17 protein-coding genes are annotated in these 25,365 nt (G+C 72.0%); 3 read left to right on the top strand and 14 right to left on the bottom strand.

Annotated elements, in window-relative coordinates; all coding sequences use genetic code 11:
* Positions 1-59: 59 nt before the first annotated feature.
* From AC07RV_RS02545 to AC07RV_RS02525, 5 genes are all read right to left on the bottom strand, one after another.
* Positions 60-12,791 carry a filamentous hemagglutinin family protein gene (locus AC07RV_RS02545; protein ID WP_492713614.1) on the bottom strand — a complete coding sequence of 4,244 codons (12,732 nt, stop codon included), beginning with the start codon at positions 12,789-12,791 and terminating at the stop codon, positions 60-62.
* A 290-nt stretch (positions 12,792-13,081) separates the two neighbouring features.
* Positions 13,082-14,086 carry a FecR family protein gene (locus tag AC07RV_RS02540; protein WP_296775828.1) on the bottom strand — a complete coding sequence of 335 codons (1,005 nt, stop codon included), beginning with the start codon at positions 14,084-14,086 and terminating at the stop codon, positions 13,082-13,084.
* Positions 14,087-14,164: 78 nt separating this feature from the next.
* A complete protein-coding gene (locus AC07RV_RS02535; RefSeq protein ID WP_093349994.1) occupies positions 14,165-14,677 on the bottom strand; it encodes an RNA polymerase sigma factor in 513 nt (170 codons plus the stop codon).
* Between the two features lies 1 nt (position 14,678).
* Positions 14,679-15,344, bottom strand: a complete 666-nt coding sequence (locus tag AC07RV_RS02530; RefSeq protein ID WP_296775824.1) for a TonB C-terminal domain-containing protein — start codon at positions 15,342-15,344, stop codon at positions 14,679-14,681.
* A gap of 188 nt (positions 15,345-15,532) precedes the next feature.
* The gene (locus AC07RV_RS02525) at positions 15,533-16,474 is read right to left on the bottom strand and encodes an aromatic alcohol reductase (RefSeq protein ID WP_296775822.1); all 942 of its coding nucleotides are present in this window, start codon (positions 16,472-16,474) and stop codon (positions 15,533-15,535) included.
* 46 nt (positions 16,475-16,520) lie between these two features.
* Between AC07RV_RS02525 and AC07RV_RS02520 the strand changes: the two genes are divergently transcribed.
* Both AC07RV_RS02520 and AC07RV_RS02515 read left to right on the top strand, forming a co-directional pair.
* Positions 16,521-16,973, top strand: coding sequence for a winged helix-turn-helix transcriptional regulator (locus tag AC07RV_RS02520; RefSeq protein ID WP_296775819.1), 453 nt, complete (start codon positions 16,521-16,523; stop codon positions 16,971-16,973).
* Positions 16,970-17,476 (top strand): GNAT family N-acetyltransferase, encoded by a 507-nt coding sequence (locus AC07RV_RS02515; RefSeq protein WP_296775816.1) that lies wholly within the window; start codon positions 16,970-16,972, stop codon positions 17,474-17,476. The genes AC07RV_RS02520 and AC07RV_RS02515 overlap by 4 nt, the downstream gene beginning before the upstream one ends.
* A 1-nt stretch (position 17,477) precedes the next feature.
* Here AC07RV_RS02515 and AC07RV_RS02510 read toward each other — a convergent pair whose 3' ends face one another.
* Both AC07RV_RS02510 and AC07RV_RS02505 read right to left on the bottom strand, forming a co-directional pair.
* Complete coding sequence (locus AC07RV_RS02510) at positions 17,478-17,864, bottom strand: hypothetical protein (RefSeq protein ID WP_296775814.1); 387 nt, start codon at positions 17,862-17,864, stop codon at positions 17,478-17,480.
* 48 nt (positions 17,865-17,912) lie between these two features.
* Positions 17,913-18,572 (bottom strand): pyridoxamine 5'-phosphate oxidase family protein, encoded by a 660-nt coding sequence (locus tag AC07RV_RS02505; protein WP_296775811.1) that lies wholly within the window; start codon positions 18,570-18,572, stop codon positions 17,913-17,915.
* 71 nt (positions 18,573-18,643) lie between these two features.
* On the opposite strand from AC07RV_RS02505, the gene AC07RV_RS02500 reads away from it, so the two are divergent.
* Positions 18,644-19,432 (top strand): AraC family transcriptional regulator, encoded by a 789-nt coding sequence (locus AC07RV_RS02500; RefSeq protein WP_296775809.1) that lies wholly within the window; start codon positions 18,644-18,646, stop codon positions 19,430-19,432.
* A 9-nt stretch (positions 19,433-19,441) separates the two neighbouring features.
* Here AC07RV_RS02500 and mobA read toward each other — a convergent pair whose 3' ends face one another.
* The 7 genes from mobA to AC07RV_RS02465 are packed head-to-tail and all read right to left on the bottom strand — an operon-like array spanning position 19,442 to position 25,346.
* Positions 19,442-20,041, bottom strand: a complete 600-nt coding sequence (gene mobA, locus AC07RV_RS02495; RefSeq protein WP_296775806.1) for a molybdenum cofactor guanylyltransferase MobA — start codon at positions 20,039-20,041, stop codon at positions 19,442-19,444.
* 21 nt (positions 20,042-20,062) lie between these two features.
* On the bottom strand, positions 20,063-20,632 hold the full coding sequence (locus AC07RV_RS02490; RefSeq protein ID WP_296775804.1) for an NADPH-dependent FMN reductase: 570 nt from the start codon (positions 20,630-20,632) through the stop codon (positions 20,063-20,065).
* A gap of 14 nt (positions 20,633-20,646) precedes the next feature.
* Positions 20,647-21,618: a tripartite tricarboxylate transporter substrate binding protein gene (locus AC07RV_RS02485; RefSeq protein WP_296775802.1), complete on the bottom strand. Its 972-nt coding sequence runs from the start codon at positions 21,616-21,618 to the stop codon at positions 20,647-20,649.
* Positions 21,619-21,636: 18 nt separating this feature from the next.
* Positions 21,637-22,494 (bottom strand): fumarylacetoacetate hydrolase family protein, encoded by an 858-nt coding sequence (locus AC07RV_RS02480; RefSeq protein ID WP_296775798.1) that lies wholly within the window; start codon positions 22,492-22,494, stop codon positions 21,637-21,639.
* A 31-nt stretch (positions 22,495-22,525) separates the two neighbouring features.
* Positions 22,526-23,263, bottom strand: a complete 738-nt coding sequence (locus AC07RV_RS02475) for an IclR family transcriptional regulator (RefSeq protein WP_296775795.1) — start codon at positions 23,261-23,263, stop codon at positions 22,526-22,528.
* Between the two features lie 33 nt (positions 23,264-23,296).
* Positions 23,297-24,796 (bottom strand): bifunctional 3-(3-hydroxy-phenyl)propionate/3-hydroxycinnamic acid hydroxylase MhpA, encoded by a 1,500-nt coding sequence (gene mhpA / locus AC07RV_RS02470; protein WP_296775792.1) that lies wholly within the window; start codon positions 24,794-24,796, stop codon positions 23,297-23,299.
* Positions 24,789-25,346, bottom strand: a complete 558-nt coding sequence (locus AC07RV_RS02465) for a VOC family protein (protein ID WP_296775789.1) — start codon at positions 25,344-25,346, stop codon at positions 24,789-24,791. Before AC07RV_RS02465 ends, mhpA begins: the two co-directional genes overlap by 8 nt.
* Positions 25,347-25,365: the final 19 nt, after the last annotated feature.

Below are 25,365 nucleotides of genomic sequence, written 5' to 3'. Positions count from 1 at the left end.
CCTCCCCCGCCCGCGCTGCGCGAGGCAGGCGGGATGCGGGGAGGTCCGTGGCGGGAGCGCTAGCGGTCCTGCAGCAGCCGGCGGCGCTCGTCCTCGGTGAGCCGCGCCAGCTGGCCGGGCCGGAAGTCCTGGCCGCGGCCCACGAGCTGCACCAGGTTCGCCGGGTCGTAGCGCTCCTTCGGCGGCAGGCTGGCACCGGTGGAAGGCTTGGGCACCTCGTCGCGGCCCTCGGGCTGCTCGTTGCCGAAGCCCAGCACACGCACCGTGAACACCGAGGGCAAGGCCTGGCGCGCGGCCGTGCGTTCGCGCTGCACCGTGTCCTGCGCAGCCATCGCGGCTTGCGATGCAGCGGCGCTGGCATTGGTGAGCGCGCCGACGTTGACCGACGCGATCACCGGCAACCCGGCCGACTCGCCCTTGACCTGGATGTTGGCCGCGTTGACCACCTGCAAGGCCGCGAGGTTCACGTTGCCCGAGACGCGAATCCCCGCCTCGCCCGCGTCGATGGTCCCGAGAGGCGCGATCAGGTCCACGTCGCCCGGCGGCACTTCCGGAATCGGATCGAGCGTCGCGATGCCGGCACCGGTGCTCGGCACGTTGGGCGAGAGCTTCACGTTGCCCAGCGCGTCGTACTCGCGCTTGGGCGGCGTGTAGACCAGCGTGGTCTTCGAACCGCGCCCAGCGTTGATGTCGCCCTCGGCCGACCAGCCGAGGATGTCGCCGCCGAAGGTGGTCATGATGCGTGACAGGCCCAGCAGGATGCTGCCCTTGCTGTACATCTGGATGTCGCCCTCGCCCTGCGTGAGCAGGCCGGCGGGCGTGACCTCGTCGCCCGTCGCGGGCACCACGCCTTCCACGCCCACGACCGTGCTGCCGCCCGGCGTCAGGGTCTGGATCGCGCCGCCGGCCACGGTGCGCACGCCGGCATTGGTGCTGGCGCCCTGGAACAGCGTGATGTCGCCGTTGCGCGCCACCGGCCGGCCGGCCGCGTCGAGCGTGGGGAACAGCGCGGCGATGGCCTCGCGGCCGCGCAGGTAGCTGCCGTAGCGCTTGCTGTCCACGTCGTTGTACTCGCGTCCACCGGCCGTGAGTTCGGCATAGAACACCTGGCGCACGAACACGCGCTGCTGCTCGCCGGGCAGCGCCTCGAAATAGCGCAGCGCCTCGGCCGCCGAGCCCGAGAAGCCGAAGCGTTCGCCCAGCCAGGCCGCCAGCTCCGCGTCGTAGGTCTTCGCGACCTTGCCTGGCTGGTCGGCCAGCGCGCCCGAGGCATCGATCAGGTTGGCCGGATCGAGGTAGCGCTTCGCGAAGCCCGCGACATCGCTCGCGCCCTCGCCCGGCGTGCCCGCGCCCAGGCCGGCCTGCAGCACGATGCCCGCGCCCGGGCGCTTGTCGGCCGCCGAGACCGGCCCGAGGCTGGTGAGGCTCGCGCGGTTGCCGAGGTAGATGTCGCCGCCCGCGCTCACCTCGAGCGTGCCCGGGCCGAGGATCGCGAAGCCGGTGGCGCTGCCCTGGTTGAAGATGTCGCCGCCCGCGGCCACCATCGACACCTCGGCGGCGCTGCCGTGCGCGATCAGGCCACCGCTGTTGACGACGTCGCCGCCGGCCAGCATGCGCAGCGGCTTCGAGGCCAGGAAGTACTGGCCCTGCGTGCCGTCGAAGCTGCTGCCGATGTTGCGCACCTCGCCGATCGCGACGCTCTGGATGTCGCCGCGCAGCGCATAGACGTGCGAGACGGTGCCGCTGCCGGCCATGCTGTCGTCGCTCAGCGTGTTGGGGCCGAACATGAACGGCGTGCCGCCGGTGCCGTTGTAGCGTCCGTTGTAGGGGCTGTAGGCGTTCGCGTAGATGATCAGGTTCGCGATGCCGTCGATCGCCGAGGTGCCGCCGCGCCAGTAGTTGCTCGCGAGCAGCGCCGCGTCGTCGAAGTCGCCGGGCGCCATCGCGCGCCAGGCCGGCCGCAACGGCGTGGCGATGGCGTCGGCCGAGCTGCCCAGCAAGCCGATCGGCGAGCCGGCGTTGCTGGTGTTGTTCGCGCTCACGCCCGACACGCGGTTGCCGGCCAGCAGCTCGAGCTGGCCGGTGGGCGACGGCATCAGGTAGTCGTCCTGCTGCCGGCCCGCGAAGTAGATGCTGCCGCCGGGCGCCACCGCGCGCAGCACCGAGGGCAGGAACGCGGTCGTGGTGTCGGACGCGGTGCCCAGCGGCGAGAGGTTGCCGCCGGCCGAGAACAGCTCGATCGCGGTGGCGTTGGTCCACAGCGTGTACCAGCTCGAGGCGGCGCCCTCGCTGCCGTCGGCCAGGCTGACCCGGGTCTCCAGCCGCTGGATGCCGCGGCCCGGATCGATCACGCCGCGCAGCACCAGGTCGCCCAGCGTCTGCACGCTGACCCGGCCGTCGCCCGGCGCGAACACCGCGCCGCCGCGGCTGGCGGCCGAATAGGCGATGTAGGGGTCGAGGCCGCGCGGGTCGTCGTTGAGGCTCACGCTGTAGCTCTTGAGCTGCATCACGCCGAGGCTGGCCGCGCGCAGCGCGGTGTCGCCGCGCAGGTTGGCGTACTGGCCGCCGTAGATCCGGCCATCGGCCTGCACCGAGAGCAGGCCGCCGCCGGTCTGCGCCACCGTGCCGTCGATCACGCGGCCGCTGCCGCCGACCGCGACCACGATGCCGCGGCCGCTGGTGGGCAGGTCGGTGTCGGCGAGGTCGGTGCCGATGTCGCCGCCCGCGCGCACCCGCGCGTTGCCGCCGCCCAAGGCGCCCAGGCCCGCGTAGGCCGCGAGACCGAGGCCCGCGTAGTCGGCATACACGCCGGGGCCGTCGAGCACGTAGGAGCCGAACATCACGCCCCAGCCGGTGGCCTGGCCGAGTTCGCCGGCGCCCTGGCGCAGCAGCCAGCCGCCGACCAGCTCGGAATTGCTCCCCTGCAGGCCGCGGATGTTGCCGCCGGCCGCCAGCGTGAAGTCGCCGCCGCCGGTCGTGTACCACATGCGGTTCGGGTCGATGGCCGCGAGGTAGCCGTCGCGGTCGCCGAGGTTGCTGCCCAGCGTGGTGCCGTCGGGCTGCAGTTCGCGCGGTGCGTTCCAGGCCGTGCCGGCGCCCGTGCCCGGCACCCAGGTGCCCGCGGTGTACACGCCGTAGAGGCTTTGCTGCGTGTAGTCGCCCGCGGCGAACAGCTCGAGGTCGCCGGTGCCGGTGCGCACCACGCTCGTGCCGGGTGCCTGCGGCCCCAGGCCCTTGCCCTGCAGGTTGACCTGGAACGGATCGTTGAGCGTGATGCCGCGGCCCTGCGAACGCACGGCGCGCGAATCGCTGCTGCCCAGGTCGGCGCCGCCCACCAGCCGCATCGACCACGAGGCGCTGCCCGCGCCGAGCATCGGCGCGATGGCCCAGATTGCGCGGCTGCCGGTCTGCGCCAGCGCGCTGCTCACGAACATGCCGGCCGGCAGCACGCTGCCGGCCGCGAGCTCGACCGGGTCGGCCAGCTCGAGGCCGTTGAGCACGGCCACGTCGGTGCCGGCGCGCCAGGTCGTGGCCGCCATGCGCATCCCGTAGATCGCGACGTTGCTGAACTGGATCGCGTTCATGCCCGCGCGCAGCACGGTGCCGGCCGGCAGCCGCAGGTTCGCCGTGGTGGTGCCGATCACGCCGACCAGCGTCGAGGTGTTGGTGCCCGCGGGAATCACGCGGCCGGTCGGCAGGATGATGTCGGCCGTCGTGACCACGTTCGCCTTCACGCGGTTGTTCAGGGTGTTGCCGCCGAGCACCACGTCCATCGGCAGCGGTGCGTCGTTCGACAAGGTCAGCAGCGTGTTGGCCGGCAGCGCGAGGTCGAAGCCGAGCACGCCCCCATACGGCAGCTGGCTGCCCGCGGCGAGCGTGAGGCCGCCCGCGGGCACCTGGTAGTCGGTCTCCAGCGTGACCGAGTTCAGCACCTCGCGGTAGACCTTGCTGTCGGGCGAGTCGGGCGGCGGCGCGAAGCCGTCGTTGATGCTGCCGTCGATGTGCAGCTCGCCGCCCGCGCGCAAGGTGAGCACGCCGGCCTCGCCCGCCCCGCGCGTGCCGTTCGCGCCGGGGCCGTAGCGGTAGCCCGAGAGATCGAGGTCGCCCACGGTGTGCAGGTCGCCGCTGCTGCGGATCTCCACGCCGGGGCGCAGGTGGAAGGCGTCGCCGTCGATCTTCAGGCCCGCCAGCCGGCCCTGCAGGCCGGCGTTATTCCAGGCCGCGTCGATGAAGGCGCGGCTGCGCGCGTCGATCTGGTCGAGGCCGACCATGCCGTCGGCGCCGACCGGGCTGCCGTTGGCATCGCCGTTGTTCTGCTTGACGCTGCCGTTGGCGTCGGTCGGCTGGTAGGTCCAGAAGGCATTGACCGCCACGCTCTTCGCGCCGCGGATGTTCAGCGGCGCGGGCGCGTCGATGCGCAGGTCGCCGCTGGTCTCGCCGGTGCGCGGCGCGTTGATGTCGAGCTGGCCGCGCGCGATGCCGTCGGCCGCGCGCAGGTCGAAGCTGGCGCCGCCGGCCAGCCGCACCGTGCCCTGGCTCGAGCTCAGCGCGATGCGCGCGCGGTTCGCGGCATCGATCGGCGCGCCGCGGCTGTCCACGGCCAGCGCGCCGGCATGCGCGTCGAGCAGCGCCGAGGCCTCGAGCGCGAGCTCGTCGCGCGCCGACAGCACGATGCTGCCGACGCCGTGGCCCGAGGCGTCGAGCGTGCCGCCGATGCGCAGGCTGCCGCCGTCCACCGCGATCGTGATCTCGTGCGCGCGCACGCCGTCGCCCACGCGCAGGTCGCCGTTCTTCACCGTGAAGCTGCGCGCGCCGAAGAAGCCGGCCTCGCCGAGCTGGCGGTTGAGCTGCGCGAAGGCATCGTCGCCGATGCGCGCAGTCGTCAGCGCGAAGCGGCCGTCGGCGAAGTCCGCGCCGCCGCCCGCGGCGCGCAGCGTGCCCGCGAGGCTCACGCTGCCGTTGGCGGCGCTGGCCGAGAACGAGCCCGCGTCCTGCCGCGCGGCCGAGACGTCCACGCGCGAGCCGGCCGCCAGGTCGATGTTGCCCTGCGCGCTCTCGAGCTTCAGGTCGCCGCCCCAGCTCGACTTGCGCACGTCGAAGAAGTCGATGCTGCGGCCCGCGAGGTCGATGGCCGCGCCGTCGCCGAGCGCGATGTCGCCGTCGGCGCGCACCGAGAGCCGGCCGCTGGGCAGCGCCAGCGCGGTGTCGAGCCGCACCGAGCGCGCCTCGAGCGCCAGGCTGGCACCGAGCGTGTCGAGCGCCGCGGTGTCGGCACGGGCGCCGGTATCGGGCGCGATCGCTTCCAGGCGCCCGCCCGCCACGTACTTCATGCTCGAGCCGGCCTCGCCGGTCCACAGCGGCGTGACGATGCGCAGGTCGCCGCCCGTGCGGCTGCCGTCGGCGGCCTGGGTGCCGCCCACGGTGAGGCTGCCGGCGTTGTTCGCGCTCACGCGGTCCGCGGCATGGATCTCCACGCCGGCGAAGCCCAGCGCGAGGCGGTCGAGCGCGGTCTGGCGCTGCGGCCGGCTCAGCGCGTCGTAGCCGAACAGCACCGTCTGCGCGTCGATCACCAGCCGGCCGCTGCCAGTGCCCGGTCCGCCGGCCTGCACCGGCGCGGGCGCCACGCTGGCATAGGGGTTGTCGGCGCTGCCGACGCCGGTGCCGATGCCGTTCCACACCAGGTTGCGAGTGGCGATGCGCACGGTGTCGCCGGCACTGCCCCAGCCGTAGAAGGCCGGCGTGGCGAACACCATCTGCACCGGCGAGTCGCCGGTGTCGAGCGTGACCGTGCCGTAGAAGTTGAAGGCGCCGCCGGCCGTGAGGTTGAGCCGCTCGAGCGCCGGCACGCCGGCTTCGGCCGAGGGGCGCAGCAGCCGGTCGAGCACGGCCTGCGTCAGGTGCCAGCCCTGCGGCTGCACGCCCGCCGCCGCGGCCGCGGCCAGGCTCTCGGCGGTGCCGATGCTGATCTGGTTCTGCGCCACCGTGAGGTAACGCGCGCCCATGTCGACCTCGCCGAGCTCGAGCGCGCCCGGTGCCGCGAAGGCGATGGTGCCTTCGGTGCGCAGCCGCGCGCCGTCGGCCACGGCGATGGTGCTCGTGCCCGCCGAGGGCAGGAAGTCGAGCAGGCCGTTGCCCACGGCCAGCACCGCCGGGCCGCCCGCGAACTGCCCCGACGAGAGGCTGTTGGCATACACGTAGCCCAGCGCCGAATCGATGACCCGGCCGCCGAAGCCGCGCGTGTCGATGCCGGCGCCGCCCTCGAGCGAGATCGCGTCGCCGACCAGGAACACCTGCCCCGCCTTGAGCACCGTGCCGTCGCGCAGCACCACGCCCGGATGCTCGCGGCCGTCCTGGCCGAAGTACATGCGCGCGCTCTCGCCCAGGGTGCTGGCGCCGTCAAAATAGCGCCAGGCGCCGCCGATGGCCAGCGAGGGCGCCGCGAAGGCGTTGAGTGCGCTGTCGGCCAGCGACAGCCGGCTGCCGTCGCGCACCGCGTCGACGGCATCGCGCGGGCGGACCTCGATGAGCTTGCCGTCGGACCCGACGAACATCAGGCCGTCGATGCCGCGCGCCTCGCCACGCGTCGCGCCGCCGAACAAAGCCGTGCCCTCGAAGCGCAGCGGCTCCTGCACCTTGTCGCTGGCGCGCAGCTGCAGGTCGAGGATCTTGCCGTCCTCGGGCAGGCGCGAGCGCACCGTGCCGAACTGCTCGGCCTGCGCGAGCAGGAACTCGCTGAAGCCGGTCTCGTTGTACTGGGCCAGGTCGCGCACCGCATCGGCGGGCGTGAGCAGCACCTGCGTGGGCACCGCCGCGCGCTTGGCGGTGCCGGCCACGCGCTGCACGGCGCTGGCGAGCCACGAGCCGCCTGCGGCCGTCACGGTGCCCGCCGTGCCCAGGCTGCGCAGCGGCAGTTGCGCGCCGAGCTCGACGCGGAAGGCGCCGGGCATCAGCGCGAAGCTTGCGGGCATCAAGGTGTAGGTGCCCGCGGGCAGGCCGGGCACGCCGGCGCCGATCTCGATCTGCGCGCCGATGGCCGGATCGCCCGCGCCCTTGTCGAGGATCACCGGCGCATAGCCCGGATCGTGGCCCGGAACGATCGCGTAGACGCCGTTGCCCGGCTGGCTGAAGCGGCGCAGCGAGGCATTGGCGGGGTTGGTGTTGACCAGCGGCGTGCTGAGCACGTTGACCGAGCCGCCGCGGCCCGAGGTGAAGCCCTCGCCATGCAGCACGCCGCCGCCCGAGAGGTCGAGCACCGCGCCGGCCTCGCCCACCAGCCGCGTGGCGCCGATGCTGATGCCGCTGACCAGCGCGTCGGTGTCGGCCGACTTGGTGCCGCTGTTGTCGCCGCGGCTCACGTAGGTGTCGGCGAGGTTGTACTGCGTGGTGTAGCGGCCGTTCTTCGCGAGGCCGGCATAGCTCACGCCGTCCACCGTGCCGCCGAAGGGCATCTCCATGCCGGCGGCGCTGACCGAGGTCAGGCTGCCGTCGCGCAGGATCACCGTGGGATCGGTGAGCTTCGCGTTCACCGGGCCGAAGCCCGGGCCGCCGTTGAGCACCAGCACGGCCTGCCAGTCGGTGCCCAGAAAACCGCCCAGCGTGTTGATCGAGATGTTGCCCAGCGGCGCGCGCACCACGCCGCCCTGGTCGACGGTGCCGCCGAGCAGCACCAATTGGCCGAAGGCCGAGTACGGCACCTCGGGCACGCCGCCGGTGCTGGAGCGGATGATAAGCGTGCTGTCGGGCGCGATGCCCGTGGGGCGGTTGCCCGCGACCAGCGCCGCGTAGGCGCCCGACATCGGATAGACCTGCGCGGCGCGCACCTCGAGGTTGCCGCTGACGTTGAAGCCGCCGGCCAGGCGCACGTCGCCGCTGCTGTGCAGCGCCACGTCGGCGAAGCCGTCGAGCACGATCCGGTTCTGCGGCAGCGAGCCGACGCCGTCGGGCGAGCCCGCGCCCTTCACGCCGGTGGCGCCCGAGAGCACCGCGCCGTAGAGGTCGATCAGGTCGGCCGACAGGGTCAGCGCGCTGCGGCCCGCGGGCGCGGCACCGCCGCCGGCCAGCGCGAGGCCCGGCATGAAGGTCGGCGGCAGCGTCTCCTTCAGGTCCCAGTTGCCGCCGTCCAGGCGGATGTAGGGCGCGGCGATGCGCACCTGCGCATCGGGCGTGCCGTCGGCCACGGTCAGCACGCCGCGCTTCAGGTTCAGGCTGCGGCCGAGTTGCAGATCGAGGTCGCCGTCGAACAGGATGCGGTCGTGCGCCGACAGCGTGAGCGCGTCGAAGCCGCCGGCGCGCACCTGGTCGGCGCCGAGCGTGGCCTGGCCGTAGACCAGCCGCGCATCGGCCTCGCCGGGCGCGAGGTCGGACGCCAGGCCGCTGGGCGCGGCGTTCTGCACCAGCCGCACCGTGTAGAGCTGGTTGCGCGCCGCGCCGACCGGCTCGCGCGTGGGGTCCTGCAGCCGTTCCTGCAGGTACAGGCCCAGCGAGCCGCCGAAGGCGTTGGCGCCGCCGGCCTGCGCGCGCAAGGTGCCGTCGAGCACGATGCCGCTGTACGAGCGCATCTCGATGCCGCCGCCATCGCCCGCCAGCATCACCGTGCGCGACAGCGCCGGGCCGTTCGCGCCCGCGGCCGCGTCGACCTCGGCCGCTGCGCCCGAGGCATCGAGCAAGGCGCCGGGACGCACGATCACGTAGGCATCGCTGAGGCCCACGGCGATGGTGCCGCCGCCGGGCGCCACGCCGTAGGCGCGGCCCTGCGTGTCGCGCGCCACGTGGGCACGGCCGGCCACGTCGAGCACCGCGGCCTCGCCGATCCACACCGATTGGCCCGCGGTCGAGAGCAGCACGTTCGCGCCCTGCGCCTGCGGCAGGCTCGCGAGGTCGATGCGGCCGCCCCAGGCATCGAGCCGGCCTTCGACGCTGAGCTGCCCGTCGGCACGCAGCGCGATCGCCGCGCCCGGATCGACCGCGACCCGCGCTTCGCGGCCGATGCGCAGCGGCGCATGGTCGGTGGCGTTCAGCGCGCCGGCCGTGAGCGACAGGCTCGCGCCCGCGCGCTGCGTGAGCGTGGCGGCCTCCGCGTCCTCCGCATACACGGGCGGCGTCCAGCGCGACAGCGCCGCCTCGGGCGCGGCGCCCGTGGGCACGAGCCGCGTGCGCTCGGCATCGACGCGCAGCACCGGCATCGCGACCTCGAGCCGCGTGCCGTCGCCGACCTCGAGGCCGTCGCGACCCTGGATCGCGTAGCGCGAGAAACCCTGCTGGAACAGGCCGGTGTCGAGCAGCGTGCCCGCACGCAACGGCAGCGCCGCGAGCGCGGTGCTGCCGCCCAGCACCAGGGCGCCGGCGGGAATGCGCAGCTCGCTGTCGACCACCGTGCCCGCGGCATAGCGCGTGGTCACCGGCGCGATCGGCACGCCGGCGGGGAAGGCATCGGCCGGAATGGTGTAGCCCGCGGGCAGCGTGCCGTTGAAGCGGCTCAGGGCGGTGCCCGCGGGCACCACGCTGCCGCCGAAGTAGTAGATGCCGCTGGTCGACTGCACGTAGAGGCCGCCGGCCGGCACCACCCAGTCGGCCGCGACCGTGAGCGAGGCGCCCGCATCGATCTGCGGTGCCGTGGCCGCGGCCAGCGTCTGCCCCGCCGCGATCGCGCGTACCGTCACCGCGAAATCCGCGGGCACGGTGCCGCCGGCCGCCACCAGGTAGTCGCGCTCGAGCTGCAGGTTGACCGCGGTGGTCTCGCCCGCGGCCAGCGTGCCGTTCAGGCCATGCACGCCGGCGCCGATGCCCACCGCGCGGCCCGAGCCGAGGGTCAGCGTGCCGCCGCCCGCGACGCCGAAGCCGCGGATCTCGCCATCCAGCCGCAGCGGTGCGTCGATCGGCGCGTCGCCCGGCAGCACGGCATAGCCCGCGAACAGCGTCACGTCGCCGCCATGGCCCGCGACCAGCGCGCCATCGGCCTTCAAGGCCGCGCCCGAGGAGCTGTCGATCAGGCTGCCGGCCGCGAGCGTCACGGCACCCGCGCTGCGGATGTCGACCGTGCCGCCGTCGACGTAGGGCAGGCCCTGGCCGTTGCCCGGATCGAGCTGCAGGTTGGTCCACAGGCCGCGCGTGTCGAGGGTCGCGCCGTTCGCTATCGTCACCGCGGTCGGATGGCCGGGGTCGGACGGCATCAGCGTCTCGACCGTCACGCCGGTGGTGGCGGTCGTCTTGAGCACATTGCCCAGCGCGATGCTGCCGCCGCGCGCCGTGAGGTCCGCGTTCACCTCGACCTGCTGCGCATGCAGCGCGATGCGGCCACCGGGCACCACCGCGAGCGCGCCGTCGACGCGCACGCTGTCGCGGCCCACGGCGATCAGCGCGCCGAGGCCCCAGCCGTCGAGGCGGTCGCTGTCGACACGGAGCGCATCCTTGCGCGCCTGCGGCAGCGGGCCGTCGGGCGCGATGCCGTCACCGAGCGCGGGCTGGTCGCCGCCGAACACGATGTGGTCCACGGTCGGTGCGAGGTTGTGGAACACGCCGGTCGGGCCGTTCTTTGCATCGGTGTTGAAGGCGCTGGTGTAGTTGCCGAGGATCAGTTGCGCGGCGAGCGCCGCGGCATCATGCGATTGGCCGTAGCCATCCATTCCGTCATCGCGCTTGATCGTTTGCCGCGGGCCCTGGTACACCCGCGACGTGATGTCGCCCTCGAGCACCGCGGCACCGGTCGAGACGATCAACTGCCCCGCGTCGCGCCCCACCGTGTAGCCGTTCTCGAGCCGCTGCTGCGGTCCGATCAGCGGGTTGTAGAAGAAGCCCGTGGTCTTGTCGCCCCAGCGCTTGTGCGCGTCTTCATAGCCCTTGTAGAGGCCCGTGTACTGCACATCGGCGGGCGCGCTCGACACTTCATAGAGGCGGCCGTCGGCCCCCTTGAGCCAGCTCTGCTTGATCATCCCGGTCTGCACGTCCAGCGTGCCGCCCGAGAGGTTGATGTTCGAGCCCGCCTGCGCGACCAGCTCGTTGCCCGCGAACACCACGCTGCCGCCCTGCGCGCCCCACTCGCCCACCGTGTGGCCCTGCAGGCCCAGGTAGCCGCCGACCTCGAGCAGGCCACCCGGCGTGTACCAGCGCTCCTTGTCGTAGCCGCCCACACCGGCCGCCACGCGCAGCAGCTTGCGCCGGTCGATCCACACGTTGCTGTTGTTGAGCATCGTGGTGTCGCGGTTCAGCGGTGCGTCGCGCTGCTCGTTGCCCTGGATGTTGATCTCGACGTTGTTCGAGGACATCGCGACCTGGACGCCGACCGCGCCCGAGACGTCGAGGCGCGCGCCATTGGCGACGGTGCTGCGACCCGTTCTGGCACTGACCGCGATCTGGCCGCCGGTGGCCAGCGTGGTGGATCCGCCCTCGAACACCACGCCGCCGCCCGAGACGATCTCGATGCGCGACTGGTCGCGCCGGTCATCGAGCCGCGCGAGGTTGTCGAAGACATCGGCCGCCGCGACACGGCGCGCCAGGTCCTGCACGGCAGAGTCGGCGATCAGCGCATCGCGCTGGCTGTCGAGCGCGGTGCGGCCATTCTGGTCGTCGAGCAGGATGGCGTTGAGGCCACGCGCTGTCACCGTGACGCTGCCGAGCTTGTCGCTGGCCGCGTTCAGCAGATGGATGGTGCCGCGCGTGTCGACCGTCGTCGTGGACACGGCCACGCCGTCCTGCACCACCTTGCGGCCCGCGAGCGTGATGTCGCCTTCGGGTGCCTGCAGCAGGCCGGTGTTGGTCACCGCGCCCGCCGTGCTGTCGGCATTGAACTGCGGCGCCACTTCATTGCCGCGCGTGGTGGAGGTCTGGTTCGCCGCGGTGCCTTGGCCGGGCCGCACGATGAAGAAGTCACCGGCGGCCATCTGCACCTGGCCGCGCGGCGTGGTGATGGCACCCGCGTTGCTGACTTCCTTGCCGAGCAGCAGCGCATAGCCGCCGCCTTGCGTGACCGTCGTTGTCGGCGTGGTGTTGATGCGAGCGCCTGCCTGCACTTCGACCTTGCCGTCGGCATCGGTGAAGCTCGGCGTGTAGGCGCCGTTCGCCTGCGCGCTGTAGATGCCGCGCGTCTTGAACTGGTCATCGCCGATCTTCGCGGCCGCGGCCACGAGATTGCGTGTATCTGTCTGGCTCGATCCGCTGAACACGATGCCGTTGCGGTTCGCGATCAACACCGTGCCATCGGCCTTGATCTGCCCCTGGATCTGCGAGGGTCGCGCCTGCGGATCGTTGACGCGATTGAGCACCGCCCAATCGGCCTGCTGCCTGAAATCGACCGTGGTGCGCTTGCCGACGTTGAAGGTCTCCCAATTGAGGATCGCGCGATCGCCGGTCTGTTGGATCGTGACAGTCGTGTGGCCGTCGCCGCCTTGCGATTGCACGGGCGCCTGGGCATTGAGCCAACCAGCGGTCAGCGAGTTGGTGTCGACGCGCAACCCGCCATCGGCCAGACCATCAGGCACGGAAGAAGGATCATCCAGCGCCGCTTGCCGTGCGGCAGCCTGTGCAGCCTGCTGCGCCGCAATGCTCTGCGCGGCCAGGTTCAGATTGCCGAGCGAACGCTGCAACTGCTCGCGCGCCTGCTGCTGTTGCGCACTCGGCGTATTGAGCGAGGACACCGGCAGGCCATTGGGCAAGCGCCCGGTGGCAATCGCCTGTCCCTGCGCGATGTTCTTCTGCGCCATCCACGCCGCACTGAACGCACGCTGCTGCGCATGCGCGGCACCCGCCGCGCCGATCGCGGCCAGCATCAGCGTGATGACCCTCGCCACCGGTGCCATCCTGAAGACGGAAAGCTCCCCGCCCACTCCGTTGTCCTTCGCGCCGCGCCCTCTTGTGTTCATGCCAGTTCCGCCGTGGTTGAGTCGATGCCATGCGGCCGCCCTGCGACGGGCGGCCATGGATGCAGAGGCATTCGCTTCGCACGCCATGCAAAGCAACACCCCATTGCGGCTATGACGTGCGACCTCGGCGCGATCCCCCAACTATTTTTCGCGGCGGGAATGGCGCGCGCGTGAAGCCGCGCGCGTCATCGCGCGGTCACATCCGGGGGTGGAAAAAACGAAGGCGCTCAGCTCAGCACGAGCACGCCGGCGGGCAGCCGCCGGGCCTTGAGCTGGAACGAGTGCTGGAGCTGCGAGAGCGCGGATTCGAGCGAGGCGACGAAGAAGCGTCCGCTGACGGGATCGCTGCCGGCGGCCTCGTTCATCAGCAGCACGCGGCCGGGCCGGTAGCGGTTGATCTCGTCGATGACCTGCGCGAGCGGCACCTGGCTGAACACCAGCTCGCCGCTGCGCCAGGCCGAGACGGCCGCGGGTTCGATGCCGACCACGCCGCCGATCGACGCCGTGTCGTAGAGGGTCTGCTGCCGCGCCTGCAGCAGGCGTTCGCCGGCCGGATGCGCGACGCGCACCGTGCCCTCGAGGCAGCTCACGCAGACCCGGCCCGCGAGGTAGCGCACCTCGAAGCGGCCCGACTCGGCCATGCTGCGGCCTGGGCCGGCCGCGACCTGGAAGGCGGGGCTGCCCGCGCGCAGGTCGATGGCGGCCTCGCCCGCCAGCAGCTCCATGCCGACGACGCGGCCACCGGCCTCGACGCGTCGCACGCTGGTCTGGGTGTTCAGCAGCACGTCGATGCGCTCGGCCAGCGCGATGGCCTGCTGCTCGCCGGTGCCGGTGTGGAAGTCGGCGGTCCAGGTGCTGGCTGCGGGCCACAGGCCGAGCGGCGGCCGCACCACCGCGATGCCGGCCACCGCCAGCGCGCCCACGGCCGCGCCGACGAAGGCACGGCGGCCCAGGGCCGGTTTGGGCATCGCGCCGCGCAGCGCCTGTCGGTGATGGGCCAGGGTCTGCGGATCCTCGCGCAGCAGCTCGCCGAGCGCGGGCTTGAGCAGCTGCCAGCGGCGCCGCGCCTCCTCGAAGGCCGCCTGGTGCGCGGGGCTGGCGCGCTTCCATTGCAGGAAGGCCTCGGCGTCGGTGTCGCTCGCGCGCCCCGAAGTGAGCTGGCGCAGCCAGGCCGCGGCCTGGCGCTGCAGTTCCTCGGGTGGCGCGATGCCGTCGTGGGGCGATGTCTTCATGGCTTCAGGGCCGGCGATGCCTCGCGGGAATCCTTGTCTTCACCTGCTATGACGTTCGGCACCGGCCAAATCCCCCAACTATCTCTTGTCATGGTTCATGCGCGCTTCGCAGTAGTCGTGGGCGCGCTTGAGTTCGTGCTCGACCGTGCGCACCGACACGCCCAGCAGGCGCGCCACGTCCTTCTGCGCCATGCCTTCCCAGCGCACCAGGATCAATATCTCGCGCCGGCGCTGCGGCAGGCCGCGCATCACCTTCACCAGCGCATCGAGCTCGGAACGCGCCTCGGCGCTGCGCGCCGGGTCCGGCGCGGGGTCGGCCAGCTCCAGCAGGTCCTCGACGTCGTCGCTCGACAGGGTGCGCCCCTGCTTGCGCCGGATGTCGATGGCGATGTTGACCGCCATGTGCATCAGGTAGGCGGTCGGGCTCTGGATCGCGTCGTCGGCGGGCTGGCTCTGCACGCGCAGCCAGGTGTCCTGCAGCGCGTCGCCGGCCAGGTCGCCGTTGCGCAGCACGCGCGTGAGCCGCAGCTTGAGGCTGGCATAGCGCTCGACCAGGTAGTCGAGCAATGCGGGTTGCGCGCCTTCGGACATGTCAGCGCGCCGCGTTGCAGTAAGGCGCGTCGCGCCGGGTGCGCGGCAGCACGATCAGGGTCAGCGGCTGCGGCATGGCCGCGGGCGGCGGCTGGTCCATGCGCACGCCGCGCAGCGTCTGCAGCAGCGCCGCATCGCGCGCGCCATCGCCGCTCGAGCCCAGGAGGCGCGGGCGCAGGATGCTGCCCGCCGCGTCCACCTCGAAGCGCAGCAGCGAACGGTAGCTGCCCGGCGCGGTGCGCGGATTGGCGCACAGCGCGGCCCAGACGCGGGCCTGGAGCCGCGCGTCGTAGCCGTCGTCGTCCTCGTCGGCGGCAGGCGCGTTGCCGAGGACCGGCGGCGGCGCCGGTGCCGTCGCCTCCTTGAGCACGAAGGCCTCGGCCGGTCCCTCGTCGGGCCGTTCGGCGACCAGGCCCGTGCCCTCGAGCAGCAGGCGCAGCGCCGATTCGGGCGAATGGCGGCCCTGCACGGCCGAGGAGATGCGGCCCTGCACGGTCGCGCTGCGAAACAGCGTCGAGCGCCGCGACTGCGCGGCATAGCGGCCCAGCGCATCGTCCAGCGGCAGGGCGGGAATGTCGAAGTCGAGCAGCGCCGCGGCCGCCTCGGGAACCGGCGGCTGCGTCGCGTTGTCCGCGGCCCAGGCGGGAGTCGCCAGCGTGCACACCATGCAGGTCGCGGCCCGGAGCCTGCTCAGGAGGCGCGCGTGAAGGCGCATCCGCAGCGGGTCTCGACGGCGGCCGTGCCGCACCCAGGGCGTGGCCGCGGGCGGGACGATGGGAAAAGGGGGTGGACCGACACGGCGCAGGCACTGTTGGGAGCCCGCGATCTTGGCGCCCGACGATGACTGATTTGTTACTACATCGCCGCGACACCCGGATGGCTGCGCAGGAAGTGCGCGACATCCTCGGTCGCGAGGCCCCGCTGCGCGTTGTAGGTGAGACCGACATCCCAGGCCACGCCGGGCTCGCGCGCGAACGCCAGCCGGTACTTGCGCATCGTGTCCTGCGGCTGCTTCGCGAGCTCGTCCTCGAGCATCGGCACGCTCCACTCGATGCGTTCGACCCGGCGCTGGAAGCGCTGCTCGACAAGATCGGCCAGCCGGCCATAGCTCAAGGTCTCGCCCGCGGTGAAGAAGATGCCGCTGTGGTCGACCGGTTGGGTGAAGAGGATGTCCGCCGTGAGCCGGCCGATGTCCTCGGGCGTGGTCACCGTCACGCGCGTGTCCCAGCTGCCCAGCGCGTTGACGCGCAGGCCTTTGAGGTCCACCACGCCGAAGGCCGGTTCGAACAGGAAGCTCGTGAACATCCCGGTCGACACGATGAGCCAGCGCGTCGCCTGCTGCGAGCGCAGCATCGCGCGCACCGCGATCTGCTCGTCGAACAGGCCGCCCGCGCTGCCGGCCTCGATGGTGTCGTAGTCGATGCCGAACTGCCATGGCACATAGCGCGCGACGCCGGCCTCGAGCGCCGCGGCCGTGAGCTTGCGCTGCGTGCCCGGACCGCCGACGAAGCCCGTGCAATTGACCACCGTATGGAACGCGCGAAAGATCCGGGCCAGCCCGTGCGCATCGGACGCGGCGATGTCGGCATGGATGACGGCCACCTTCAACGCCGCCAGTTCTTCGAGCAGCGCGCGCCGCACGGGCGATGGCGACGACGCCGTGTCGGGCCGCAGCAGCACCGAGATTCGCGTGTCTTCACCACCGGCCCTCGCGGCCAGCGCGCGAATCACGCGCGATCCCAATTCCCCGGCGCCCACCACCAGGATCTCGAGGGCGTCTTGTCTTGTCTGCGGCATGGATGCATCTCCGATCAAAATCGGCAGTTGGACCCGGCACCCCCCAATGAAAGAAGGCACACGCGTGATACCGCAGGAAAAAATCGAAGCGCTGATCCGGCAATCGCAAGCCGCTTGCGATGCGCTCAGCGACGACGACGACGGACTCAAGCGCGAAGTGCTCGCGCATGCCGGCAGCCGCTGGTCGCTGGGCGTGGTGCATGCGCTGGGCGTGTCGGGCCGTCTGCGCCATGCCGAACTGGGGCGCCGGCTTGCGGGCGTGACGCAGCGCATGCTGACGCGCACGCTGCGGGCGCTGGAGCGCGACGGCCTCGTGCTGCGCTTCGACCACCGGGAGGTGCCGCCGCGCGTCGAGTACGAGCTCACGAGCCTGGGCCGCGGCCTGCTCTACCAGATGATTCCGCTGTGGACCTGGGTGATCGAGAACGCCGAGGGCTTCAGAGAACGGCGCCGCGCGTTCGATGCGGTGCATGGCCAGCCCGAGGGTCCGACAGCATGAGCATCCGCATCCGCCAGGAAACGCCCGCCGACGCCCCGGCCATCGAGGCCGTCACCATCGCGGCCTTCGAACACGCCGCGCACACCAGCCACACCGAGCAGTTCATCGTGCGGGCGCTGCGCGCGCGGGGCCAGCTCGCGGTGTCGCTGGTCGCCATCGAGGACGAAGGGATCGTCGGCCATGTGGCCGTGTCTCCCATTCGCATCGATGGTCGGGCGGGCGATTGGTACGGCCTGGGTCCCCTCTCGGTACGGCCCGGCTGCCAGGGCCGGGGCATCGGTTCGCAGCTGATGGCGCAGGCCCTGGACGCGCTGCGCCTGCGGCGCGCCGGTGGCTGCGTGCTGCTGGGCGATCCGGCCTACTACGCGCGCTTCGGCTTCCGAGCCGAGCCCGGCCTGACGCTGCCGGGCGTGCCGCCCGAGTACTTCATGGCGCTCGCGCTGGCAGGAGCGGTGCCAACGGGCAGCGTCGCGTACAGCGAGGCCTTCGACGCAACGGCCTGAACTAGCCGCGCGCCAGGAATCGCTCGGCCGCCGCCACCCCTTCGCTCTCGCTGCGCACGAAGTCGAAGGACAGCCCCAGCACCTTGCCCGCGCCCTGCGCCGCCAGCCGCACCGCCGCGGGAATCGTGCGCTCGCCGGTGACGAACACCAGGCCCGCGCAGAACGCGCGCATGCGCTCCTTGTGGCGCTTGAAGAACAGCGCGCGGCGCTTGCGGTCCTCGTGGCTTTCCTCGGGGTGGTCGCCGGGCAGGTGGTCGGTCAGCAGCACGAAGCGCTCGCCGCGCTCGAGCAGCGTGGCCAGTTGCGCCTCGGTGTCGGTGTCCTGCGAATGGGCCTGCGGGTCTTCCTTCAGGAACACCAGCGGAAATCTCGTCGTGTCGAACAGCATCGCGTTCTCTCCAGAAAAATGGGAAGCCTTCGTGGGGCGCTCGATTCCTCAGTACAGCTCGTGTTTGACCGCGTGGTCGTAATGCGCGTCGATCTGCGCGATCTGGTCCGTGCCGAGCTCGGCCGAGGCATCGGCGCGCCGGCCCAGCGCGGCCAGCATCTGGCCCACGGTCGGCAGCGCATCGCGCGCGAGGCGGGCGCTGTCCTGCCACAGCCGGGCGCGGTTGATGGCCTTGCCGCAATGCAGCAGCACCTCGTCGATCCGCACCACGGTCGCGGTCTTGGGAACGCGCTCGCCCTCGCGCAGTTCGTTCAGCAGCTCGGCATCGGTCGAGACCCGGCCGCGGCCGTTGATGCGCAGGAAGAGTTCGAGGCCCGGGAACAGGAACACCATCGCGAGCCGCTCGTCGCGCCGCAGGTTGCGCATCGACTCGATGCGGTTGTTGCCGGGCCAGTCGGCGAAGGCGACCGTGTGCGCATCCAGCACATGGACGAAGCCCGGCGGGCCGCCGCGTGGCGAGGCATCGAGCCCCTGCGCGCTGCCGGTGGCGAGGCAGAAGAAGGTGGCCCGCGCGAGATAGGCCTCATGGAAGTCGACCAGGCGATCGAGCACCGCCTTCTGGGTCATCTCGGAGGGCGCGGCGTACAGCGCGTCGAGGTCGGGTTCCGGGGCCGGGTCGTCGAAGGAAGGGCGAGGTCTTGGGTTCATGGCGCCCAGCGTACGGACAAAGGCCTTGGCGGCTGTAGACTGGATCGGCCAATCGATAGCTCTCATCCGCCATGACCGATCCCATTCTTCGCCTGGCCGGCCTGGTCGACCGACCGGACGGCCCGGTCCTCATCGCGGCCGAGGGCAGCCAGGGCGAGGAGTTGGCCTCGGGCCCGCACCGCCATGCGCGCGGCCAGCTGTTCGGCTCGCTGCGCGGGCTGCTGTCGGTCGGCGTCGAGGACGGCGTCTGGATCGTGCCGGCCATCCACGCGGTCTGGCTACCGCCGCACCAGGAGCATTCGGGGCGTTCGCACGGGCCCTTCCATGGCTGGAGCGTCTACGTGGCGGAGCCGGCCTGCGCCACCCTGCCGCCACGGCCCTGCACGATCCGCACCTCGGGCCTGCTGCGCGAGGCGGTGCTGCGCGCCTGCAGCTGGCCGCTCGAGGCGCCCAAGCCGCTGGACGAAAGCCGCGCGCACGTGGCGGCGGTCATCCTCGACGAGATCCGCAGCCTGCCGGTGGAGCCCTTCGGCCTGCCGCTGCCGAGCGACCCGCGGCTGCAGCGCATCGCGCACGCGCTGATCGCCGAGCCCGCGGACCAGCGCGACCTCGAGCAATGGGCGCGCTGGGCGGCAGTGAGTTCGCGCACGCTGAGCCGGCGCTTCGTGCTCGAGACCGGCTTCAACTTCACGGCCTGGCGGCAGCGCGCGCGCATGATGCGCTCGCTCGAGATGCTCGCGGCCGGCGTCCCGGTGACGGCGATCGCGCTCGACCTCGGCTATTCGACCGCGAGCGCGTTCATCGGGCTGTTCCGCCGCAGCTTCGGCGAGACGCCGGCGAGCTACCGGGCGCGGCTGTGAACGCGGCGCTCAGCGCTGCAACTGGCGCAGCTCGTCGCTGGTGTTGGCGTTGAAGAAGGCGGCCGCGTCGTCGAACGCCACCTGCACCCTGCGGTGCTGCGCGGTCCATTGGCCGAACTTGCGCTCGCCCGCCTGCAGGAAGGCGAGCAGGCTCGGCGCCAGGCCGGTGCGCAGCAGGCAGAACACGGGCTGCGCGCGCAGCTCGCCGTCTTCGCGCGTGGCGGCCATCGCGATTTCGGCGCCCTGCGCGGCCGCGGCCTCGGCCAGCCGGTCGACCAGGTCCGACGGAAAGTCCGGCGTGTCGCAGGGCACGGTGACCAGCCAATCGGTGCGCGCATGCTCGAGCCCGGTCAGCAGGCCCGCGAGCGGCCCCGCATAGCCTTCGATGGAATCGGACCACACGGGCACGCCCATCGCTTCGTAGTCGGGCAGGTTGCGGTTGGCGCTGAGCATGGCCGTGCCCACCTGCGGCTGCAGGCGGCGCAGCGCATGCAGCGCCAGCGGCATGCCGCGGTGGTCCTGCAGGCCCTTGTCGACGCCGCCCATGCGGCTGCCGCGGCCGCCGGCCAGCACCAGGCCCGTGATGTCTTCGCGCGCGATGGGATTCATGCGCGCATTCTCGCTGGCGCCCTACGACCTCAGCGTTTGCAGCGCCGAGGTCCAGCGCAGCAGTTCGTCGAGCATCGCCTTCGCGGCCGCCGCGTTGGCGGGGTTGGCCGACAGGCCGCCCTCGGCCTGCAGCTGCTGGCCCACGTTGGTGAACGCGACCGCCTCGAGCATGGGCACCACCTTGAGCGTGCCGAGCAGCTGCTTGGTGACCTGCACCGCGCGGATGCCGCCCGACATGCCGCCGTAGCTCACGAAGCCGACGGCCTTGTACTGCCATTCGCGCACGAGGTAGTTCAGGGCATTGACCAGCGCGCCCGGCGGCGCGAAGTTGTATTCGGGCAGCACGAACAGGAAGGCATCGGCCTCGGCGACGCTCGCGCTCCAGGCGCGCGTGTGCTCGTGCGTGTAGCGCTGCAGGCGCGGATGCTCGGGCTCGTCGAACACCGGCAGGCCGAAGGCGGCCAGGTCGACGAGACGGGCGTCGAAGCCGCCGTGCGCTTCGGCGATGCCGTGCGCCCATTGGGCGACGGCCGGGCCCACGCGGCCAGGCCGCGTGCTGCAGATCAGGGTATGGAGGATGGGACGGGTCATCGCCGAATCCTAAGTCATGGCGTGGCCAGTCCGAGGCGCGCGAGGGTCGCGGCCTTGAGGCGGCTGTCCTCGCGCACCTGGCGCTCGAAGTCCTTGCCCGGCTGGAAGTCGACCACCTGGTTGGCGCCACGGGCCCAGGCCTGGTACCTGGGCGAGGCCACGGCCTCGTGGCACGAGGACTCGAGGCGCGCGACCACCGCGTCGGGCGTCTTCGCGGGCACCAGCACGCCGCCGAAGCTCGCCTGCACCACGGGCACGCCCGACTCCTTGAGGGTGGGCACGTCGGGGAACGAGGGATGGCGCTTGTCGGTGTAGACCGCGATCAGGCGCAGCGCGCCCGATTGCAAGTGGCCGGTGATCGAGCTCGCGAGCACGGCGCCGAAGCTCAGGCGCTCGCTCAGCAGGTCCTGCAGCATCGGCGCGTCGCCCTTGTAGGGCACGTGCGTGAGCGCAACTTTGGTGGCGGCCTCGATGTCCGAGGTGCCCAGGTGCGGGATCGAGCCGGTGCCCGAGGTGCCGTAGCTGACCTTGCCCGGTTCCTTCCTCGCATCGGCCAGGATGTCCTGCACGCTGCGGTACGGCGACCTGGCCGGCACCGCGATCGCGAAGATGTTGTCGAACACCTTGCAGACGTAGCGGAAGGAATCGAGCCCGTAGTTCAGCGCCTTGAGCCGGTGCGGCTCGCTGGTCAGCGGCACGGCGGGCGTGAAGACCACGGTGTAGCCATCGGCGCGCGCGCCGGCGCCCATGTTCAGGCCGATGGTGCCGGCCGCGCCGTCGCGGTTGATCACCGCGAAGGGCTGGCCGAGGTTCTCGGACATGGCTTGCGCGAGGCTGCGCGCATTGATGTCGAGCCCGCCGCCGGCGGCGAAGGGCACGATCATCTGGATCGGGCGCGAGGGATAGTCGGAGGCCGCCGCGGCGGGCAGCGCGGCGCACAGCGCAGCGAGCAGCAGCGCGCTGCGGCGATCGAATCGTCGGTTCATGGGAATGCCGCCGGCGGGTTACTCGGCGCGGATGCCGTTGCGCAGCACGCCGATGGCGTCGACCTCGATCTCGACGATGTCGCCGGGCTTCATCCACACCGGCGGGTTGCGCTTGGCGCCCACGCCGCCCGGCGTGCCGGTCACGATCACGTCGCCCGCGGCCAGCGGCGTGAAGGCCGAGATGTGCGCGATCTGGCGCGGAATGCTGTGGATCAGCTTGTCGGTGGTGGTGCGCTGCATCTCCTGGCCGTTGAGCCGCGTCACCAGCGTCATCACGCGCCCGTCGGCGATCTCGTCGCGCGTGACCATCCAGGGGCCGAAGCCGCCGGTGCGCCAGAAGTTCTTGCCGGCGGTCCATTGCGGCGTGGCGGTCTGCCAGTCGCGGATGCTGCCGTCGTTGTAGCAGGCATAGCCCGCGATGTGCGCCCAGGCATCGGCTTCGGCGATGCGCCGGCCGCCGCGGCCGATCACGACTGCGATCTCGCCCTCGTAGTCCAGGCGCGTCGACTCGGGCGGCAGCACGATGTCCTCGCCATGCGCGAGCTGCGATTCGGCCACGCGCAGGAACAGCGTGGGCTGCTCGGTGATCTCGCGGCCGGTCTCGCGCACGTGCTCGCCGTAGTTGAGGCCCACGCAGACGATCTTGCCGGGGTTGGGAATCACGGGCAGCAACTGAAGCTCGCTCAGCGCCAGCGTGGCGCTCGCCTGGCCGACGGCCGTGGCGGCCTCGCCCAGCAGGTCGGCCGCGATCAGCGCCTTCAGGTCCGCGGCGCGCTCGCCGAAGATCTGGCGCAGGTCGACGACGCGGTCCGCGCGGTCGCCGGTCACCGCGCCGTAGCTGTCGGTGCCGTTGAGTTGGTAGCTGATGAGTTTCATGGTCTGTCCGTGAGGAGTGATGGGAATAGAACTACGCCAGCCGACCTCCAATGCGCTGAGCGCCCTCGGTGATCAGGTGAACCATCTTGTCGAGGTCGACGATGGACAGGCGCGAGGTGTCGAAGACCAGCTGGATGGCGGCCCATGCGCCCCCGTCGGCCTTCGGGATCGGCGCGGCCACGGCCGCGAGCTGCGGTTCGAGTTCGCCGATCGACACGTAGTGGCCGGCCTTGCGGATCCCCGCGTAGAGACGGCGGAATTCGCTCCACTCGGCCGGCAGCCCGCTGTGCACGACCTCGTCGTGGCGGGCATCGAAGACCTTGCGCAACTGCGGCGGCGCGAAGGTCGAGAGCAGCACCTTGGGCGCGGCGCCCAGGAACAGCGGGCGCGGCCGGCCGCGCCCGTAGGCCAGCGTCGGCGGCGCGCCGCCCATCTCGCGATGGGTGTCGAGCACCTGCATGCCGAAGATGCCCGAGCTCACGCAGTCGAAGCCGGTGGCGGCCACCAGTTCGCGCATCACCGGGATGCCTTCGCGCAGTACCGGGTCGGCATTGCGGATGTAGTGGTCCAGCAGGATGATCCGCGGCCCGAGCGCGTAGTGCGAGTCCTCCACGCGCTGCAGCAGCCCGGCCTCGAGCAACAGCCGCACGTAGCGGTAGCCTGTGGGCAGCGAGACCTCGAGCGCCGCGGAGATGTCGTCCGCCGTGCGCGTCAGGTGGGTGTCGTCGAACAGGTCGAGCACCCCCAGCATGCGCCCCAGGCTGGACATGGATTTTTCCGGCACGCCAATTCCTCCAGAGTGTCATGGCGCGACGGGGAGGTGTTGCGAGATGCGATCCAGATCGTGCCCCGTGCGCGCGACGCCGACGATATATCGGTCGGGGCGCAGTATCACCGCCCGCGCCTCGTGGGCCTCGAGCCAGTGGCGCAGCGGCGCGTCGGGTCGGTCGATGACGATGGCATCGGCGCGGCGCCAGCGTTCGGCCGTGGCGGGCGCGGCGGCCGCGAGCGCCTCGGGGCTGCCGATCACCGCGCTGCGCCGGCCCAGCAGCTCGTCGAGCAGGCGGCCGTCGGCCAGCCGCGGCTGGGGAAAGGGCCGCCCGGCGGGCGAGCCGGCATCGGCATCGAAGGCGCCCTGGCCCAGCAGCTGCGGCGGCAGCTCGAAGATCTCGGGGCGCCCGGCGCGAAAGCGCGCATCGCGCTCGGCCGCGCGAACGGGATCGGTGGTCTGGATGATGTTGCCCAGCCGTACCGCGAGTTCGATCAATGCACGCACGTGCGGCGCGCGTTCCGACTCGTAGGTGTCGAGCAGCGTCTCGGGCGCGCCGCGCGCGAGCACGGCCTCGAGCTTCCAGGCGAGGTTGGCCGCGTCGCGGATGCCCGCGCACATGCCCTGCCCGAGGAACGGCGGCGTCTGGTGGCAGGCATCGCCGGCCAGCAGCAGCCGGCCCTGGCGCCAGCCCTGCGCGATGACGGAATGGAAGGTGTAGATGGCGGCGCGCTCGAGCCGCGCCTGCTCGGGCTTGACCCAGGGCGCGACCAGCCGCCACAGCGTGTCGGGTTGCACCAGCGCTTCGCGGTCGTCGTCGGGCAGCACCATGATCTCCCAGCGCCGCCGGTCGCCGACCACGTTGCAATAGGTCATGGGCCGCGCCGGGTCGCAGTGCTGCACCGTGTGGTCGGGCAGCGCGACCGGTTGCCGCAGCAGCACGTCGAACACCAGCCAGGGCTGGCGCAGCCCGAGGTCGACCATCGCGCTGCCCATCTGCCGGCGCACCGGCGAGCGCGCGCCGTCGCAGCCGACGACATAGCGCGCGCGCAGCGTGATGTTTTCTTGCCGGTGCAGGTCGCGCACGCTCAGCGTGGCGCCGTCCGCGTCCTGCGCGATGCCGGTCAGCTCGTGCCGCAGCCGCAGCTCCACGTTGGGAAAGCGCGCGAGGCCTTCGCGCAGCACGGCCTCGAGTTCGGGCTGGTGGAAGTAGTAGTTGTTGGCGCAGCCATGCGGGCCGAGCGCGGCGCTGCCGCCGCGGATCAGCATCGTCTCGCCCGCGCCGTTGACGAAATGCATGCCCTGCTCGCCGGGGCGCGCGATGGCCAGCACCCGCTCGCGCAGGCCCGCGCCCTGCAGGATGCGCAGCACCTCGCCGTCGAAGTGGATCGCGCGCGGCAGCGGGAAGATGCCGGCCTCCTTCTCGAGCACCAGCACCGACAGCCCGGCCGCGCCCAGCAGGTTGGCGAGCGTGGCGCCGGTCGGCCCGAGTCCGACGATCGCGACGTCGTGCATGCGCATCGCTTCAGCCACGCTGGTCTTCCTGCATGCGGCGTGCCACCTCGGCCTGCCATTGGGCGCGGCTCATGAACTTGGGGAAGCGCTTCGCGATGGCCTCGGCCTGCGCGAGGATGGCTTCGTCGGACTGCGACAGGTCGATGGTCTCGCGCAGCGGCTGGTCACAGTACCAGGGCGTGTCCATGAACAGTTCGAGCCGGTTGCCCTCGGGGTCGCGGCAGTAGACGGAGATGGCGTTGCCGTGCGTGACCGGATGCATCTCGCTCGCGCCCTCGGCCAGCAGCCGGTCGTGGAAGCGGCGCAGCGCGCCGAGGTCGGGCACGCGGAACGAGATCTGGTTGACCACGTTGAAGCCCGGGTTGGCGGGCCGCCCGGTGGCCAGCACGAGCTGGTGGTGCTCGCGCGGATCGCGGCTCAGGAACACCAGCTGCACCGGGCCCAGGTCGCCCGCGTCGGTCTGCGTGAAGCGCAGCGCCTGCTTGTAGAAGCGCGCCATGCGCGGCATGTCGCTCACGTAGAGGCCGATGTGGCTGAACTGCAGGTCCGAAGGGACGAAATCCGTCATCTCGATGTCTCCAAACGAT

The sequence above is a fragment of the Variovorax sp. GW821-FHT09B01 genome (assembly GCF_059418345.1).
Note: the sequence above shows the minus strand (reverse complement) of the source record. Positions and strands in the feature narration are given on the sequence as shown.

What these genes read in the sequence shown, in the direction of transcription:
- AC07RV_RS02545 (WP_492713614.1), bottom strand. Translation starts at nt 12,791, where the DNA reads ATGGCACCGGTGGCGAGGGTCATCACGCTGATGCTGGCCGCGATCGGC.
- AC07RV_RS02540 (WP_296775828.1), bottom strand. Translation starts at nt 14,086, where the DNA reads ATGAAGACATCGCCCCACGACGGCATCGCGCCACCCGAGGAACTGCAG.
- AC07RV_RS02535 (WP_093349994.1), bottom strand. Translation starts at nt 14,677, where the DNA reads ATGTCCGAAGGCGCGCAACCCGCATTGCTCGACTACCTGGTCGAGCGC.
- AC07RV_RS02530 (WP_296775824.1), bottom strand. Translation starts at nt 15,344, where the DNA reads ATGGTGTGCACGCTGGCGACTCCCGCCTGGGCCGCGGACAACGCGACG.
- AC07RV_RS02525 (WP_296775822.1), bottom strand. Translation starts at nt 16,474, where the DNA reads ATGCCGCAGACAAGACAAGACGCCCTCGAGATCCTGGTGGTGGGCGCC.
- AC07RV_RS02520 (WP_296775819.1), top strand. Translation starts at nt 16,521, where the DNA reads ATGAAAGAAGGCACACGCGTGATACCGCAGGAAAAAATCGAAGCGCTG.
- AC07RV_RS02515 (WP_296775816.1), top strand. Translation starts at nt 16,970, where the DNA reads ATGAGCATCCGCATCCGCCAGGAAACGCCCGCCGACGCCCCGGCCATC.
- AC07RV_RS02510 (WP_296775814.1), bottom strand. Translation starts at nt 17,864, where the DNA reads ATGCTGTTCGACACGACGAGATTTCCGCTGGTGTTCCTGAAGGAAGAC.
- AC07RV_RS02505 (WP_296775811.1), bottom strand. Translation starts at nt 18,572, where the DNA reads ATGAACCCAAGACCTCGCCCTTCCTTCGACGACCCGGCCCCGGAACCC.
- AC07RV_RS02500 (WP_296775809.1), top strand. Translation starts at nt 18,644, where the DNA reads ATGACCGATCCCATTCTTCGCCTGGCCGGCCTGGTCGACCGACCGGAC.
- mobA (WP_296775806.1), bottom strand. Translation starts at nt 20,041, where the DNA reads ATGAATCCCATCGCGCGCGAAGACATCACGGGCCTGGTGCTGGCCGGC.
- AC07RV_RS02490 (WP_296775804.1), bottom strand. Translation starts at nt 20,632, where the DNA reads ATGACCCGTCCCATCCTCCATACCCTGATCTGCAGCACGCGGCCTGGC.
- AC07RV_RS02485 (WP_296775802.1), bottom strand. Translation starts at nt 21,618, where the DNA reads ATGAACCGACGATTCGATCGCCGCAGCGCGCTGCTGCTCGCTGCGCTG.
- AC07RV_RS02480 (WP_296775798.1), bottom strand. Translation starts at nt 22,494, where the DNA reads ATGAAACTCATCAGCTACCAACTCAACGGCACCGACAGCTACGGCGCG.
- AC07RV_RS02475 (WP_296775795.1), bottom strand. Translation starts at nt 23,263, where the DNA reads ATGTCCAGCCTGGGGCGCATGCTGGGGGTGCTCGACCTGTTCGACGAC.
- AC07RV_RS02465 (WP_296775789.1), bottom strand. Translation starts at nt 25,346, where the DNA reads ATGACGGATTTCGTCCCTTCGGACCTGCAGTTCAGCCACATCGGCCTC.